This window comes from Ktedonobacter sp. SOSP1-52 (assembly GCF_016587395.1).
Genome location: NZ_BNJH01000003.1, coordinates 785,353 through 802,255, shown reverse-complemented (window position 1 = coordinate 802,255; position 16,903 = coordinate 785,353). Strand labels below are relative to the sequence as shown.

Below are 16,903 nucleotides of genomic sequence, written 5' to 3'. Positions count from 1 at the left end.
GTTGCCGGGTATCGAAAAGAGGGAATACACGCCCTCTAAACACACCACCAAGCTCTGCGTTGGCAAAAGCCTAAAAGCTCCCTTAATGTAACGAGAGGGGAAAGCAAGTAAACACTGTCCGCCCAATAGTACTACACCATCATGCCAAAATAGCAGGAAATACCCTAAAGTATGCTACCATGATAGACGAAACATAGCATAACTGCAAGTCTCTTAAGACGACTTTAAACATGTTACTGATTGCAGTAGTTGTCCGTTCCACTAGACAGAAGGATGAAGCCATCCCGACAGGTGTACGCGCCTGGTCGTGTTATGTTGCCCATTTATGGATGCTTATCTCTTGCTTGGAACGGACAAGGTGATAATTTGTAGCCATCGAAGGGATAACAACGCATGGCCCGGGTGGAAACAAAGGAATGTACTTGGTCCTTTGAGCAAATCTACGACGAATATAAGACAGCTATTTATAACTATGTCTATCATTTAGTGGGTGACCGCGAACAGGCTGACGATCTAACGCAAGACACGTTCTTGAAGGCCTTTCGCGCCCTTCCTAAAATGGATTCTAATCTCAAATTGTCGGCCTGGCTCTATCGTATCGCGACGAATACCGCTTATGATGCGCTCCGTCGCCGCAAGTTGATTGCCTGGTTACCCTGGCAAGATCTCGATCATGAACCAGCCGATGTTGAGAGCGCGGATCCACAGGAAATTTATGGCACCACTGAGCTGGTACGTGCCGCGCTTCGCCGTATGCCTCAACAATATAGGGCGGCCCTCATCCTCTATACACAGGAGGGGTTCTCCTATAGCGAGATCGCACACACCCTCAACATCGCTGAGAGCGGCGTTAAAATGTACCTATCGCGCGCGCGTCAGTCCTTTCGAGAGCATTATCGGTCCTTGGAACAGGGAGGAGCGGCAAAATGAAATGCGAGCAGGTCAAGGAACTTCTTAGCCCCTACCTTGACGCACAGCTCGCAGCCGATATCTATCAACAGATAACCTACCACCTTCAATATTGCCGCTCCTGTAGTGAGGCACTTGCGGATTTTCGCTATTTTGATACTCTACTTGCCCGCATCCCGCGCGTCGCACCAGATGCCTCACTCTATGCACACATCTTCACCTCGCCCTCCCGCCAGGTGTCCAGTGGCGCATATGCATCTTCACATACACAGCAACAAAATATCACCGCAACGTCTCTCCCTCGCTTCGCTAGGGCAGGGCGTCCACACCTCGTGGCCTTACAGGGAGGGCGCGACCACATCCCTTCTGTCACAACACGACGAGCCAACGATGAGCGCGAGGTCAATACCGATAAAGTCGCGCTCCCACCAGGCATCCGCCCTCTACAACCCATCACACCTTCCCACTTACAACCACAGCATTCCTCGAAACCTGGGACCCAACAAGGCCGTCCACTCACCTTGCTGCTGTTTCTTGGGGCACTCTTTCTCTCCTTTCTCGCAGGTCTCCTCATTGGCATTTATCTATGGACGCCCGTACTGAGCCACTTCATCTAAATGGATTGTTTTCGACGTCCGGGACCCTACATTCTCTTTGGTTTCTTTCCTTCCTGCATTTGGCAAAACAAGGTTCCTGAAGGGAAAGGTTGACGTTATCTTGAAACGTGCAAACCTGCAAAAGAGATTTTTCTGTTTTTTTACGTTTTTCACCCTCTTTAATTACTATTTTCAACGAATTTCTGTAGAAACAGAAATTTAACCTTAAAAGTGATAACTATTTGCGTTCTTATACGTTATAATACATAGGCCTGGGATGGAGAGCGGGGTGTGCGTGAGCAAGCAAATCCACCTCGACGAGCAGCTTGTAGCGTACATCTACTTTTCCGTGAGACCTTTTCCCCATGGGGTCTGCACGCGCACCTTCCTGGAGCTTCGTGTGTGCAGGTTTGCGTACACGTGGTAAGGGGAGGACGAGCTGGCACCCCGTCCTCTCCTTACTTTTCACGGTGTTAGAAGGGGTCGCATGCGTTTTCTATCAAGATTATTCAAGACGAAGTTAATAAATGAACAACGACCAACATCAGCTCCGCCCTCAAGTCCACATGATGCATTAGAAGCAGAACATGCCTTCAGTCAGCTTACCCAGTCGCTAGCACATGAAAATCAAGCCATCGTCGAGCAAATGAACCACCTCCTGCTCATGAATGATGCTTTTATTTCGACACTCCATCTTGAGCCGCTCCTTGGTGAGATTGTCTCACGCCTGGGAACCATCATGCAGTCCACCCATATCGCGTTGCTGCTCTATGGCCGTGAGATGCCTGTGCCCTGGGCTGTTGCCCACTGGGAGCGCCCAACAACAGAGAACGGTGCACGGGCGCAAGCTAGCGCAGGCGTGACTCCATTCAATGGCATACGCTTTGCCCAGGCCAAAAATATTAGCGTCTACGCTGACCCGAATCGCGATATTACGCTTGCAGTCACAACAAAGATGGCCGCCTTGCCCGCGCGTGGTAGCATAGCATATAACATGCCAGAGACCAACACCAATAGCGCTTTCGCGTCTCCGTTCCCCTCATCAGGGGGAATAGAGGCAAGCCGAACTCCCATTCCAGGCTCAGCTCTGCGCGAGCTGGATATGCTCCTGGCACACCTGGTTATCCAGAGTCAGAAAATCACCTATGGCGAGGATGTTACACGCGTCTACCAGGAGAGCCAGGAGCATTGGGCCGAGCTGGCGCTTGAAATGGGATACCATTCTGTGATCGCGGTCCCGCTCTTGCTCCAGGATCAGGCAATTGGTGCAATAATGCTCTATGCGCAGGAGCCACGGCCTATTCGTAACCACGAAACCTTCCTGCTCAGCTCAGCCTCTATTCAGGCTTCAATGGCCATCCAGAATACACTGCTCTTCTCCGAACTCAAGGAGAAAAACTCAGCCCTGGAACAGGCCAATCACTTAAAGTCACAATTTCTGGCCAATGTGACACATGAGTTACGCACGCCCCTGCATAGTATTATTAGCTATGGCGCCCTACTGCTGGAGGGCTATGTCGAGGGTGAGCTAAGCTCAGAACAGGAAGAACACATTCAATTTATGGTCCGGCGCGCCGAAGACCTCTCACACCTGGTCGACGATATGCTTGACCTCTCAAAAATTGAAGCCGACCGCATCGAGATGAAGCCGGAGGCCCTTGAGCTGAGCGTTAGCCTGAGCGAAGTCGTCAATCAACTCAAGCCCATGGCGCTCAATAAAGACTTGTATCTTAACCTGGAGTGCGACCCCCAGGTTCCCAAAGTGCTTGCGGACAGCCATCGTCTGCGCCAGATCGTACTCAACCTGGTTTCAAATGCCTTAAAGTTTACCGAAAAAGGGGGCGTAACGATCCACTGCCAGCATATGCCTGAACGCGCCCAGGTCCTGATCTCGGTGCATGACACCGGTATTGGCATCTCGCCAGCCGCCCTGGGATATATCTTTGAAGCGTTTCGCCAGGCCGATGGAAGTACAACGCGCCGCTTTGGCGGTACTGGCCTGGGCCTGACCATTGCGCGAAAACTGATCGAGTTACAGGGCGGGGAAATAGCCGTCGAGAGCATTCCTGGCCGAGGATCAACCTTTGCCTTTACCTTGCCCGTCGCCGCATCCGTTAGCCCATCTACACGCACACCCGAAGCGCAGCGCCCATTGGTGTAAAATCAGTACAAGATCCAAACCGTTAGCAGACTACAAGTTAGTAAGGGGTAGATAGTGATGTTTGAAAGTACGCCATCAGCCACACCACAACGTACCATCCTCATTATTGAAAATGAGATCTCGAACCGCATCTTGATTGAGCGCGTGTTATCGACACGTGGTTATCGTTGTATCTCGGCCTCCAATGGACGCGAAGCTCTCTCCATTCTTGATCGTGAACACGCCGATCTCATCCTGACTGATCTCTCCATGCCCGTGCTGGATGGCTATCGCACCACCCAACTCATACGCTCTCGGCCCGGCATGCAGCAGATACCCATTATTGCGGTTACCGCCTACGCCTTACATGACGAGGGAGAGGCTGCCCGCGAAATCGGATGCACAGAGTACCTGACCAAGCCTTTCAAGCCACGCCAGCTGCTTGAAATTGTTGAACGCCTGCTTCCCTGAAGAGATAGTCTATAGTAAAAATAAGCGCTTTGACCTTGCGGAAAGCTGGCAAACTGCAATATCATACAGAGTGTACCCATCCCATACATACGCGACAATCTTAGCCGCGGTGTTTATTTGTCCTCTATCGCCCGTTTCAGCCTTGAATAGTAGCGATAGCAGAGAAGGCAATCTTCTCGTCTCGCGAACCAGGAGCCAGAACCCGCATCAAGCGACGAGAAGGTTCCTAGAAGGTGTTTGTATGGATCTTCGTGTAACAACCCAATCCTTAAACGAAATCTCAAGCGATGTCCTCGTCATCACGGCCACGCGTGCCTCTGGTGAGGCAAAGGGCATCCAGCTCTCCTCTGCCGGACAGGCCATTGACCAGGCCCTGGGCGGCGTCATTAGCGAATGTGGCACAAACGAAGAGTTCAAGGGCAACACAGGTGAACTGCTCTCCATCCATACGCTGGGGAAGCTAGCAGCTAAGCGCATCCTGGTTGTTGGTCTTGGAGCAGCAGAAAAGGTCGAGCCACAGGCGCTACGCAAAATTGGCGCCAGCATCGTCCGTCACCTGCATAGCACCAATGCTCGCAGCGCGACCCTGGCCCTGGCAGAGAGTTCCGCAGTCTCAGAGGCCGTGCAGGCTCTGACCGAGGGTCTTTTCCTCGGTGCCTACGCGTTCCGCAAGTACCAGCAGAATCAGAACGGAGAGCGCAAGCTCAAAGACGTTCAGCTACAAACGTCCGAGAGTAATAAAGCCGCCGTCGAAGAGGGCGTGCAGAAGGGCAAGATCTTCGCGGAAGCCACCAACTTTGCCCGCGATCTCGTCAACGAGCCTCCACGCGTCCTGACCCCCACCGAGCTTGCCAACCGGGCCAGCGCCATGGCCCAACAATACGGTCTGGAGTGCGAGGTCTTCGACCAGGCGAAGATTGAATCTCTAGGCATGGGTGGCATCCTTGGAGTCACTCAGGGCAGTGTCGAACCACCACACTTCATCATTCTGCGCTACCGTGGCGCCCCTGAGAGCCAGGAGAAGGGTCTGGCCTTCGTCGGCAAAGGCATCACCTTCGATAGTGGTGGCCTCTCCCTTAAGCCCGCTGGCAGCATGGAGACGATGAAGAGCGACATGGGTGGTGCCGCCGCCGCTATCGGTGCCATGCAGGCCATCGCCGCGCTCAAGCCAAAAACCAATGTCACGGCCTTCGTGCCCACCTGCGAAAATATGCCCAGTGGAAGCGCCTTCCGCCCAGGCGACGTATTACGTCTCATGAATGGCAAAACTATTGAGATTCTCAATACCGATGCCGAGGGGCGCCTCATCCTGGCCGATGCGCTCTCCTATGCTTCACAGGAGGGTCATTCACCAATCATCGACCTGGCAACACTCACAGGTGGTATCGTCGTTGCGCTCGGTAACGTCATGTCGGGCCTCTTCAGCAATGATGAGGGTCTACAGCAGGAGATCATTGCGGCAGGCCAGGCCGTAGGTGAGAAATACTGGGCCATGCCCCTCGACGAGGAATATGGCGAACTGGTCAAGAGCGATATCGCTGATGTCAAACAGACGGGTGGTCGCGGCGCCTCCTCTGTGACGGCGGCTAAGATCCTCGAACATTTTGTGGGCAACGGCGCGAAGTGGGCGCACCTGGATATTGCAGGCACAGCCTTCTCTGAGAACGCCAAAAACATGGAGAAAGGCGGCACAGGCTTCGGTGTCCGCACCTTGACAGAACTGGCCCTCAGAAGCGCACGCTAGGCGCTTCCTACACAAAAATCAGGAAACAAGAGAGGCCCTCGCTCCCTAACATATACGTCAGGGAGCGAGGGCCTCTCTGTATCCGACATTTCAGATACGCGCTTGATCCTTCACTAATCAAGTTTAATGCGTGGGTCAACGACGGTGTAGAGCAAGTCAGAGATGAGGTTGCCCAGAACGACACAGGCTGCAACCAGCAACACTGAAGCTTGAATGACAGGATAATCACGGTCGTTAATGGCCTGCAAACCCGTTGAGGCCACACCAGGGATATTGAAGATCTGCTCAATAAAGAACGCGCCAGCAATAACCAGGCCAAAGGCCAGGCCAATCGAGGTCACCAACGGAATCAAGGCATTGCGGAAGGCGTGACGATAAACGACGACACGCTCAGCCAGGCCCTTCGCACGAGCGGTACGCACATAATCCTGGCGCAGGGTCTCCAGGAGCGTTGTACGTGCATAACGTGCGTAGAACGCGAAACCGACAAGTGCAAAAATGAGAATGGGGAAAAGCTTATACTTGATATCATCAGGCCCATACTGCCAGAGTTGGCCCCAGTTTGCCACCGGCCACTGGACACCAGTCCATTTGTCGAACCAGACAATGCCTACCTGGGCGAAAATGGCAACAATAAATGTCGGCAAGGCCCAGCATACCAGGGCGATACTCATTAACAGGGTATCAACCCATTTATTGGCCTTCAAGGCGCTGACGATACCAACCGGAATACCAAGCACCAGGGTAAGTACAGTCCCCCAGAAGCCCAATTCAGATGAGTAGGGGATACCCTGAAGAATCAGTTCAGAGACGGGGCGTCCCTGGGTATGGAAAGAATACCCAAAGTCCAGGTGAACGGCGCCAGTCAAAAAGCGCCAATACTGCTGGTACCAGGGCTGATCCAGGCCATACTGATGTCTTAAGGCCGCATAAAGAACGGGATCCTGGTGCTGACCCAACAGTGCCCGGATGGGGTCGCCAGGAGCAAGATAACCTAGAATGAAGGTAATAAACGAGACGCAGAGAACGACGAAGAGAAATCCAATGAGCCGCTTCACAAGAAATTGAACCATGGTGTACTCCTTTTCGCGGAGGAAAGTACTTTGACAGAGGTGTCGGGCGATGGCCTACAATTTCTCAAATATTTCTATTTGCTGCCATTCACTATATTTACCAGATTTTCTACGTTCTGGCAAGAGAAATTGAGGGAAATAGCCAAACATTTCCTACTAAAAACAGTTGTTGCTTGTAGATTGCTACTATTCTATCGGGCTGGTTCTTTCAATTTATATATACTACGTCTCATAGCAGAACAAACATCACCATTTCTAGCAGAAAGTCATCCTTCATCTCCTCTGGCGTTTGTCTCGGCTCGCTGCGCATACTTTACCTTATTTTGTGCTATACTATGAGCCATGAAAATTCGCATTCGCTATTTTGCCTCCTTACGCGAGGTTACAGGCCAGAGCGACGAGCTACTAGATATGGCCGATGGAACGAGCATCGCTGAGATCAAAAAAAACCTGGTGACGCGCTATCCGCGTTTACAGGACATCCTGGAGCGCTGCCTCTGCGCGCTCAATCGCGCCTATGTCCCGCCGGAGACAGCATTGCATGAGAACGACGAGCTGGTCTTTATTCCGCCTATGGGTGGCGGGAGCGAGCCACAAGACAATGGCACGTCGTAAGCAATCCATCAGAGACGTCAGGAGAGAGATATGGAGCCTATTATCCAACTAACCCATGCGCCCCTTGAGCGTGACGCGCTTGTTGCCGCGGTCAGCCATCCCAGCGTAGGCGGCATCGTCGTCTTCGAAGGGGTTGTACGCGACCATGCGCGCGGAAAACAGGTACGCCACCTGGAATATGAAGCCTATGAAGAGATGGCACGCCAACGCATACAGGAGATTATTGCGGAGGCAGAACAGCGCTGGGGAGTCGAGCGTGTCGCCGTCGCACATCGCTTTGGACGCCTGGAAATCGGAGAGGCCAGCGTGATTATCGTCGTCGCCAGCCCTCACCGCGCCGAAGCCTTCGATGCCTGCCGCTATATCATCGATACGCTCAAAGCCAGCGTCCCTATCTGGAAAAAAGAGGTCGCCACCACTGGAGAGGAATGGGTAGAAGGTTAGCCCCAACCTTCTACCCATTCCTCTCCACATCGCCCCATCGATCTTCCTTCATCCAGAGTATTTCTTCCTGGCATATATCCCCCAAAGCGCCTTTTTTATGGTATATTTTAAGTAAAGAAAACTCCCTTACAATTAACAATGAAGAGTTCAGAGAGTTCAAGGATTTCATTAAAAAAGCCGCCCTGCTGTGTTCGCCAACGACCTGAGACAGGTCCCCGGATGAAACTTGGAGATCGTTGATGAACTTATTCGAAAAACAGACTCAATTGACTCAGCTCTTTGCGAAGAATCCCGTTAATGCCGCCTACCTGACGGGTTCGCTCTCCAATCGCGCCTCCTTTGGTCAGCTTAGTGATGTTGATATCGCCATTCTGCTCATGGACCAGGTCAAAGCCGATCAGTTTCTCGACTACCAGCTCTACTTCTTCAGCGAGTTGGCCAAACGCCTGGAGTCCGAGAGTATAGATGTCGTCATTCTCAACAAGGCTTCTCTCCTCTTAAAGTCTCAGATCATCAAATATGGTCAGATCCTCTTCAGCCGCGATGAGCGCCAGCGAATCCTCTTCGAGTCGCGCGCCGTCATGGCCTACCTCGACTTTAAGAAATTTGATGAGATACAGAATCAAGCACTTAGTCGTCGCTTACGTGGCCCCGCACGCCAGCCTGTCGATCCTGAACTTATCCGTCCACCACTCGCAAAACTTAGGGAGGCTATCCGCATTCTACGTAACTTGCAGGCCGAACCACGCGAGACATTCTTAAACGATCATCGCCTCTATGGACTGGCCGAGCGCTATCTCCAGCAGGCAATCGAGAACTACCTCTACATCTGTAGCATCTTCGTGACCGCAATGGGACTGCCCAAACCTGATGATTTCCATAATCTACTCAGCAGCCTCGCGGCGCAGCAGCTTATCCCACGCACGCTAGCCTTCCGTCTGGAGTTGCTTACGAATCTGCGCGAAGAGCTGCTTCGCACGACCTCGCCTCAAACACGAGAGCTGGTCTACGAGCATCTCCAGTATCGCCTGGAGACTCTGGAAGAGTTCAGCACCGCAATCGAGGCTAGCTTATAATCTCTAATCTATAACCTCGCGCCTGCGGCGCTCGCCTGGCTAAAAGCAATGAAGCGTCCTGAAAGCCGTAGGCTTTCAGGACGCTTCATTGCTTTTATTGTTTGGAACCGCTAGGCCCCGGTCGCGGAACGTAGTTCCCGGGCCTGGATGCGGGCCTCCTCAGCCTCGTCACCGCGTCCAAGTGCGTCATAGACCTGGGCCAGCGTCTCATAGGCTACTGTGAGCGAGGGGTCCATGGCGATGGCTTGCTGCGCATACTCCAGGGCCTCGTCGTAGCGCTTCTCCGTCAGCAGGGTGTCTGCCAAGTCGTTATAGTAATCGGCATTCAACGGATCGGCATCAATGGCGTTGAGATAGTTTTCAATCGCATCATTGGGGCGATTCAAACCATCATAGGCCACAGCGAGCTGATAGTACCCTTCAGGGTCGTCCTCAAAGCGCTCCAGCAACTGATGAGACACACGCATCGCCTCATCATGGCGCCCCAGCGAGTTGTAGGCCTCTGCCAGACCCGCGAAGGCGGCTGCAAGATCGTCATCCTGCAACAGCCCCTCGCCTGTATCCACCATGTTCTGGTAGATGGGGAGCGCATCGGCATAGCGATCCGCCTCCAGGTAGGCCTCCGCCAGGCTGAAGCGTGCCGTTGTGCGCTGCGCATCCAGTTCAACTGCACGCTCATACGCGACGATGGCCTCATTTGTGCGGTCTTGTAAGGAACGCCAGAAACCCAGTTTCTCCCATACGTCGGGATCCTCTGGGTACTGGTTCGCGATACGCTGATAGATCTCTGCCGCCTGCTCGGCATCACCCATCTGCTCGTACACTGCCGCGAGCATATCGTAGCCAGCACGCCCCTGGGGATCAAGCGCGATCATCTGATTGGCCAGCGAAAGCGCCTCGTCATAGCGATGCATATCAAGCTGAATGCTTGCCAGTTCCGCATAGCGCGTGGGATCGGCGGGATCCTCATCGATGCGGTGCTCCTGCTCCATCATACGCCGGTACTGGTCATTCACGCGCTCGCGCACGTCACGCAGATTGTCAGCCGCCAGCGCATTATCTGGATTGAGCATCAGGGCCTGCCGATAGGCCTGAATAGCATCACGATAGAGGTTTTGCAACCTGTAGGTATCACCTACGCTCAAATAGAGTTCGTCGCTCTGGGGGTCCAGCTCCAGGCCCTGCTGGAACGTCTCCAGCGACTCCTCATACATGCCAATCTCGCCATAAAGATTGCCCAGATTGATGTAGGAATCGATCAGGTTTGGATCAAGATCAATCGCCCGACGATACCCGGCAATGGCCAGCTCTGTATCGCCGAGATACTGCTGCGCCAGGGCGAGATTGTAACGCGCACGCGCATCCTCAGGATCAGCCGCCACGGCACGCTCAAAGCATTCCGCGGCGGTCTCATAGTCTTCGTTGGCCGCGGCGTTATTGCCGCGGTCAGTCCAGGCCTGCCCATCCGCCGGATCAGGCTCACGCATCTCCTCCCGGCTGACAAAGTGCAGCGGAAAGGTATTATTGCTCGACCCGGAGTTTTGTGTATCTTGCTCGTTATCCATCATTCTCTCTTTTACTTCTCATTATTGCACTGCAGACAAAAAGTCCACATACATCATGCCACAACAACGCTACCAGATCACACATGCTCTACTTCTGTTATAAGTAGGCGCACCCACCTCAACATACTGTAACAGCCGTGCTGATCGGGATACAAGGTATGGTCCATGCCCAGCAATAATGGGTTTACTTCTTCTCCGAAAACCTGAGCGCGCTTGTCCCCGAATGGGGGAAGCGCTAGTCATGTGAGTGACATTGGATTTCGGAATAAGATCTTACTTGGTAACGCGCAAAGTCAAACGATATTCGAAACGGTCGCTGGGATAAAATGCCTCGGTAAAAGCAATGGGCGCTCCCGTCTCATCAAAGGTCGTGCAGGCTGAGCGCATACCACACTCGCTCTCTTTAATACGCAGCAATTCAGCCTCGCGCTTCGAAGGCAGATCGCCTTTAAAGGCGTGTTCAACCATGTAGGGGACAAGTCCTTCGGTTGACATCAAGTGATAGAGAGAACCATCTCCCGCCTCTTTCGCACGCTGGTAGAGGTTGGCTGAACGAGGATAAGGCAGATAGTTCACTTCATACGCTACTGGCTCATCATTGGCCGTGCGCAGACGCTCCAGGCGCACCACCTGCTCCTCATCGCTCAGGCGCAGTTGCTCGCGCACCTGTTGTGAGCCACGTACCAGTTCGCTGACGAAAAGCATGCCTCCAGGCTTCAGACCACGGCGGCGCAGTTCCTCAGAGAAGCTGGTCAACTCACTGGCGACGCGCTGCTGCACACGTGGCTCACAGACAAATGTGCCCCGCCCATGCTGTCGATACAACAACCCTTCATGTACCAGTTCGGTCAATGCCTGGCGTACGGTCGCACGGCTTACATGATATTGCGCCACCAGCTCCGGCTCCGATGGTATCGCCGTATGCGGCGCGAGATGGCCTGCCTGAATCTGCTGCTTAAGCACTTCCTTTAGCTGATAATACAGTGGCAGTGGATTTGATCGTTCCAAAATTGGCATATACGGTTCCCCTTATGTCCATACAACAGTTAAAAATGAGATATGTATTGTATGTGTATGGGAAGAATAATATCACAAAAAAAGGAAAGCGTCGAGTGGTAATACGGGCAAAAATGCAATCTGGCCCCTTCGGGGGCCAGATTTATGGTATAGGTTTATGCGGTAGCAGCACCATTTTCCGCCAGAATGCGGTCGATGTCGGCCTTCAATTTCGCGGGCTGCGCAGCACCGACCATGCGGCCAATGAGCTCACCACCTTTGAAGACCAGCAGGGTGGGGATCGCCTGCACACCAAACTGGCGCGGCACGTTGCCGTTCTCATCCACATCCATCTTCGCGAATACCAGTTTCCCCTGGTACTCATCGCTCAGGCGCTCGTAGTGGGGTGCGATCATGCGACAGGGGCCACACCAGGCTGCCCAGAAGTCCACGATAACAGGCGTTGAAGACTTCAACACCTTCTCCTCAAAATCCTGGTCGCCAACATAAATGAGATTGCTATGTGTGCTCATACTCTCTTTTTGCGACGTCAACCCTCATTTCCAACGCTCTTTCCAATTAGAAGGGGAAAACGCCACGCTCCTTTCTCTCTTCACTTTATTTTTTGCGGGCCAGGCGCAAGAAAAACGCTGGCTACATCAGTTTTTAACGGTTACAATCGCGCACCTACTGCGGCAATATCACAAAATTGTGATGTTGTAAGGCTACCCCTGGCTTCCCCGCCTTGTCTCAGTTTTTTATGCTCGAAACGGCGTTTCTACCAGTAACTCTTGACTGCTACTCAGGAAAACAAAACCTTTCCTCATTCTATTCCAGGTTTTTCCCATGAGCTTGCGCGTCTCGCGACAACCTACCACCAGTATACGCGCTCAGCAGGGAAAAGTGAAATGCTTCTCCTTACACTGAATGAGCACGAAAAAAAGAGGAGCGACGCAACATGCGTAGCCCCTCTTTTTTTCTGCCTCTTACCGGTTATTTCCACGCTGGAAGATCGAGAGGATCTCCAGGATGTACAGGAAGAGGTTTAGAACCGTCAAGAAGATGGAGATTGTCAAGCCAATCGCGTTTGGTGTGGTATCGGCCATATACTTGGCGCGCTGAATATAGAACAGCACAAAACCCGAGAAGATGGCCACGCCCACAAAGGCGATCACAGTATAGAAAAGTGGCGAATGGAAGAAGAAGCCGATCAGGCTGGCGACAATCAGCAGGATTAGGCCCCAGAAGAGATAGTCTCCCAGCCGCGAGAAATCGCGCTTCGTCGTCCAGGCATAGATGCCCAGTCCAAGTGAGGCTACTGCTGTGATGGCAAAAGCCTCAAAGAGAATACCCGATGCGTGATACAGGTAATAGCCCAGCAAGGGCGCCAGCGACAGGCCCTCCAGGAAGGTAAAGCTATAGAGCAAGAAGAGGTTGATACCAGGCCGCTGAATAAGAAACTGGAGCGCGATCAGCACCACCAGGCCCAGCAGGGCAAACAGAATTGACGCTCCACTTGACAGACCAATGGAAATGCCGAAAAAGGCGCCAATCGAGGCCACCAGGAACGAGAGACCCAGCATATTGAGCACTTTGGCCATCAAGCTGCTGGACTGGGCCGCTGTATTGCTATACCCATAGGGCAACGTTTGATACCGATAAGGCGAATCAAAGCGGCTCCTGCGGCGATTGCCACCACCGTAGGGATTGCCATAGGGATCTCCGCCGTACGGATTATTGTTTCTTGGATTGTACATAAGTCTACCTCGCAGACAAATCTAGCAAAAGCACGCGCTCTCTTCTATTAGAGCATACGGCACGTACTCTTTGCCAGCATACAGGGGCAGGCCACACATCTCTATTGCGCGCCTTTACACGTCCACTCACTAGCATATACGTACATAGGCGGCTTGAAGTTGCTTCTCTTTCCCTCCAAACCGGCCCACAGACCAGGCTAACAGAGCGCGTACAGCAAAGAGAACCCCACATAGGCATCCAGAAAACTAGCGCAAGGTCTGCGGAGGCAGGAAGGCGTTGCCGCTCGCGCCCTGTGCCTCTAGCTCACGTACGGGCTGTATGCCTGGAGCAGCGTCGGGTATATTTGTGATACTACAAGCTGGATGCTTGGTATCGGCATGCCAATATAAAACGCTCCCATTTGGCTTATACATCGGGCTTTTACAACGGGGACAGAGAAATGTTACCGGGACATCCTGGTCCATGGTCATATGGCACTCCCTCATATCGTCCTAAGCAAGCTAAAAGAGCAGTACGATATCAGTACAATATGCGCGACACGACTACGGCAGACAACAATACATATGACAGTTATCCACGATGCATAAGAATGCTATAGGGGCACATTTTGCGCCCCTATCCCTCAACTGGATACTCGATCTTGTCGGGGAACATGCCCAGGAAGACGTAGAGAGGCACCCATACCCTTGCCACCATTCACTTCAACCACTAGAAAACGAGCCGCTACATTACACTCCACACACCACATATTTCACAGAACGCGACACCGACCTCGCCAAAGTTCTTGCTGCGCGTATTCCAGTTATCATAGACAATCGCCAGAGAGCCACAGCTCCAGCAGCGCGCGCGCCCACCAGCTTTACTCTCTTGCGCCAGTTTCTGTAATAGCGTCTTACGGGCCTCGTCTGAGCCGGTATAGCTAGGGTTATATGCCAGGTGTAACAGGTTCCCCAGCGGCAAATTGATCTCGTGAGTTGGCGTCGGCAATGCGGGTGGGGTCACCACTGGTGCAGGCGGCGGAGTCTGAGGAATCACCGGCTGGGTCGGGCCATTGAGCGCATTGGCGGACGACAAAGGAGGGCGACGGAAAGTAGGGCGGCGCGTAACCGGAGGAGGCGTAGACTCCATTGCAGGCGGATACTCGGGCCGATCCCCTCTAAACTCGGAGCGATGCTCACCGTTGAAAGGCGGCACAACGCCCGTAGACTGGTTGGGCGCTGCCTGCTGATAAGGAGAGTAATTGACCTCACCACTTGCCCCACCCGTTCCATTCTCGGCGGGAGCTGACTTCTTCTCACTTGTTTGCTCGGTGGCGGGCGTCTCCACAACCTCAGCAGCGTTCTCTGCTTGCTCAGCGGGATTCTGGTTAGTATTCTCGGGCTGTTCAGGTGGATTAGCACGTCTACGTCGAGTTATTGGCATTGGGGTACGCTCCATACAGAAGATAAGTGTGTACACTGAAAGAATGTAGCACCTGTATTATATCACAGCACGTAGAGATGAAAAAGATACCGGACAACAATGGGAGCAAGCTCGCTCCTCTGTCTATCGAAACGTTGCTTGCCCCATAGATACGCAAATCGAAGATATGGTGGTGCCATCCCGCTTCAGCGCGGGTACTAACCTCGATTGAAGAACTCAGCGTTGATCTTAATGTAGCTCTTCCACTCGTCAGGAACAGCCGACTCTTCAAAGATGGCTGTCACCGGGCAAGCGGGTTCACACGCGCCGCAATCGATGCACTCATCAGGATTGATGAAGAGCTGCTCCGCTTCTTCATATCCAGGCTCGTTAGAAGAGGGATGAATGCAGTCAACGGGACAAACATCGACACAGGATGCATCCCTGACACCAATGCAGGGCTGAGTAATCACATAAGCCATGTCCAGCTATCCTCCTCTTGGCCTACTATGCAAGCCAAAGCCAACATAGCGGCTAAGTTCTATTTTTAGTCTGTTTCAGTATAGAGGGTTGTGCAAGCGATGTCAAATGCAATCCCTTTCTCTGGAGCGCCTTCACGCCTGCGACGCTCAAGGCGAATAGTGTGTAGTGTGAGGTGCGGCTGTGGTCGCACCTCACACTACACACTATCCTCCTTGACAGAGGCTCTCCTCCATGCTTATAGTTACTTTAAAAAGGGATATTTTACCATGCATTCGCAAACGGCCGCGTCTAGCTCGTACCGCAAGGAGCTCGGAGATGGGCTGGTGCTACGCTGGTCAACGCCAGCCGATACAGAACGCCTCACGCAACTGGCAGCGCATGTCTTCCGCGACAAAGCCGAGGAGCCTCCAAACGAAGATATGGGCGCGTACGCACGCGCTCTTATGCAGGGCGATCACCCTCTTATGAGTCCCTACGACTATGGGCTCGTTGAAGATACCCACAAAGAGGGGAATCCTGTCGTCGCCTGCGCCTGTCTCTGGCGGCATGAGTGGGAATACGAAGGCCTGCGCTTCCCGGTGGGGCGTCCTGAGATTGTGGCGTCCGACCCCCAGTATCGTAATCGTGGCTTGATTCGCGAACTCTTCGCGCTCCTGCACGCGCGCAGCGAGGCTGAGGGGCATCCCGTACAGGCCATTACCGGTATCCCTTATTTCTACCGCCAATTCGGCTATGAGTATGCGCTTGACCTGGGTGGAAGTTGTACTATCAACCTGGCGCTCCTGCCACAACTCAAAGCAGGTGAGCAAGAGACTTGCCAGTTTCGGCGCGCCACACGTGCAGACATCGACTTCATTCAGCACTGCTATACTCGCCGCCAGGCCGATAGCATCGTCTGGAACAGCCTTCCCGATGCCTTCTGGCAATACCACATTGACGCCTGGCATCAGGTTCCACTCAATGTGCATAATGATTTGCAGATTATTCTTGATCCAGCCGGAGAACGCCTCGGCTACATCTTCGCCATGGCACGTCGTGGGGGACCTAGGTTCACCGTGTGGGCCATGGATATCGCGCCAGGTGTTAACGCACAGCAAATCATGCCCTCGCTCTTGCGCGCACTCAAAGCTCTGGGCGAACAGGCCATTGTGACGCAGACAAACGTTGGACCACTACAAAAGCTCTCGCTCAGCCTGGGAGGCTCGCATCCACTTTATACCGTAATCAGCAAACAACTGGTACCCATTATAAACAAACCATACGCCTGGTATGTACGGGTACATGATCTTCCAGCCTTTCTCTACCGCCTAGCTCCAGTTCTAGAGCGCCGTCTAGCCACCTCGGCCCTCGCAGGATACAGCGGTGGCCTCAAACTGAATTTCTACCGCGATGGCGTACAGCTCACCTTCAAGACGGGGAAGCTTGAGCAGGTCACGCCCTGGCGTGTCCCCATCTATGAAGCGGACGCAAGCGCTAGCTTTGCCCCCCTGGTCTTCCTGCAACTACTCTTTGGGTATCGCAGTTTAGAGGATCTGCGGTATGCCTTTCCCGATACCAATGTTGCCGATGAAGCCGAGGCGCTGCTTGGCGCACTCTTCCCCACACGCCCCTCGTTCGTATTTGGCTAAGAAT

17 protein-coding genes are annotated in these 16,903 nt (G+C 53.2%); 9 read left to right on the top strand and 8 right to left on the bottom strand.

Translation table 11 applies throughout. The features are described 5' to 3' along the window. Positions 1 to 393 precede the first annotated feature (393 nt). From JMJ16_RS29035 to JMJ16_RS29015, 5 genes are all read left to right on the top strand, one after another. Entirely contained in the window at positions 394 to 930 is a 537-nt protein-coding gene (locus JMJ16_RS29035) for an RNA polymerase sigma factor (protein WP_007906236.1), read from the top strand. Next, on the top strand, positions 927 to 1,526 hold the full coding sequence (locus JMJ16_RS29030; protein ID WP_201387290.1) for an anti-sigma factor: 600 nt from the start codon (positions 927 to 929) through the stop codon (positions 1,524 to 1,526). The genes JMJ16_RS29035 and JMJ16_RS29030 overlap by 4 nt, the downstream gene beginning before the upstream one ends. A gap of 466 nt (positions 1,527 to 1,992) precedes the next feature. Continuing rightward, positions 1,993 to 3,666, top strand: coding sequence for a cell wall metabolism sensor histidine kinase WalK (locus JMJ16_RS29025; protein ID WP_201387288.1), 1,674 nt, complete (start codon positions 1,993 to 1,995; stop codon positions 3,664 to 3,666). Positions 3,667 to 3,723: 57 nt separating this feature from the next. Further along, positions 3,724 to 4,116 (top strand): response regulator, encoded by a 393-nt coding sequence (locus JMJ16_RS29020; RefSeq protein WP_201387286.1) that lies wholly within the window; start codon positions 3,724 to 3,726, stop codon positions 4,114 to 4,116. Positions 4,117 to 4,357: 241 nt separating this feature from the next. Then, the gene (locus JMJ16_RS29015) at positions 4,358 to 5,860 is read left to right on the top strand and encodes a leucyl aminopeptidase (protein WP_201387285.1); all 1,503 of its coding nucleotides are present in this window, start codon (positions 4,358 to 4,360) and stop codon (positions 5,858 to 5,860) included. A 113-nt stretch (positions 5,861 to 5,973) separates the two neighbouring features. Here JMJ16_RS29015 and JMJ16_RS29010 read toward each other — a convergent pair whose 3' ends face one another. Then, positions 5,974 to 6,933: an ABC transporter permease gene (locus JMJ16_RS29010; RefSeq protein WP_201387283.1), complete on the bottom strand. Its 960-nt coding sequence runs from the start codon at positions 6,931 to 6,933 to the stop codon at positions 5,974 to 5,976. A 342-nt stretch (positions 6,934 to 7,275) separates the two neighbouring features. Between JMJ16_RS29010 and moaD the strand changes: the two genes are divergently transcribed. The 3 genes from moaD to JMJ16_RS28995 all read left to right on the top strand — a co-directional run bounded on the left by moaD (position 7,276) and on the right by JMJ16_RS28995 (position 9,068). Next, positions 7,276 to 7,548 (top strand): molybdopterin converting factor subunit 1, encoded by a 273-nt coding sequence (moaD, locus tag JMJ16_RS29005; RefSeq protein WP_201387281.1) that lies wholly within the window; start codon positions 7,276 to 7,278, stop codon positions 7,546 to 7,548. Positions 7,549 to 7,578: 30 nt separating this feature from the next. Then, positions 7,579 to 7,992, top strand: coding sequence for a molybdenum cofactor biosynthesis protein MoaE (locus tag JMJ16_RS29000; RefSeq protein WP_201371442.1), 414 nt, complete (start codon positions 7,579 to 7,581; stop codon positions 7,990 to 7,992). A 239-nt stretch (positions 7,993 to 8,231) separates the two neighbouring features. Next, positions 8,232 to 9,068 (top strand): HepT-like ribonuclease domain-containing protein, encoded by an 837-nt coding sequence (locus tag JMJ16_RS28995; protein ID WP_201387279.1) that lies wholly within the window; start codon positions 8,232 to 8,234, stop codon positions 9,066 to 9,068. Between the two features lie 110 nt (positions 9,069 to 9,178). On the opposite strand, the gene JMJ16_RS28990 is transcribed toward JMJ16_RS28995, so the two are convergent. The 7 genes from JMJ16_RS28990 to JMJ16_RS28960 form a co-directional block, all read right to left on the bottom strand. Next, positions 9,179 to 10,636 (bottom strand): lipopolysaccharide assembly protein LapB, encoded by a 1,458-nt coding sequence (locus JMJ16_RS28990; RefSeq protein ID WP_201387277.1) that lies wholly within the window; start codon positions 10,634 to 10,636, stop codon positions 9,179 to 9,181. 270 nt (positions 10,637 to 10,906) lie between these two features. Next, entirely contained in the window at positions 10,907 to 11,650 is a 744-nt protein-coding gene (locus JMJ16_RS28985) for a GntR family transcriptional regulator (protein ID WP_201387274.1), read from the bottom strand. A 155-nt stretch (positions 11,651 to 11,805) separates the two neighbouring features. Then, positions 11,806 to 12,162: a thioredoxin gene (gene trxA, locus JMJ16_RS28980; protein ID WP_201371438.1), complete on the bottom strand. Its 357-nt coding sequence runs from the start codon at positions 12,160 to 12,162 to the stop codon at positions 11,806 to 11,808. A gap of 453 nt (positions 12,163 to 12,615) precedes the next feature. After that, positions 12,616 to 13,386: a Bax inhibitor-1/YccA family protein gene (locus JMJ16_RS28975; protein WP_201387272.1), complete on the bottom strand. Its 771-nt coding sequence runs from the start codon at positions 13,384 to 13,386 to the stop codon at positions 12,616 to 12,618. A 246-nt stretch (positions 13,387 to 13,632) separates the two neighbouring features. After that, positions 13,633 to 13,857 (bottom strand): hypothetical protein, encoded by a 225-nt coding sequence (locus JMJ16_RS28970; protein ID WP_201379637.1) that lies wholly within the window; start codon positions 13,855 to 13,857, stop codon positions 13,633 to 13,635. Between the two features lie 253 nt (positions 13,858 to 14,110). Beyond that, a complete protein-coding gene (locus tag JMJ16_RS28965) occupies positions 14,111 to 14,809 on the bottom strand; it encodes a hypothetical protein (RefSeq protein ID WP_201387270.1) in 699 nt (232 codons plus the stop codon). 197 nt (positions 14,810 to 15,006) lie between these two features. Beyond that, positions 15,007 to 15,270: a ferredoxin family protein gene (locus JMJ16_RS28960; protein ID WP_007906263.1), complete on the bottom strand. Its 264-nt coding sequence runs from the start codon at positions 15,268 to 15,270 to the stop codon at positions 15,007 to 15,009. 267 nt (positions 15,271 to 15,537) lie between these two features. On the opposite strand from JMJ16_RS28960, the gene JMJ16_RS28955 reads away from it, so the two are divergent. After that, positions 15,538 to 16,899 carry a GNAT family N-acetyltransferase gene (locus tag JMJ16_RS28955; RefSeq protein WP_201387268.1) on the top strand — a complete coding sequence of 454 codons (1,362 nt, stop codon included), beginning with the start codon at positions 15,538 to 15,540 and terminating at the stop codon, positions 16,897 to 16,899. Positions 16,900 to 16,903: the final 4 nt, after the last annotated feature.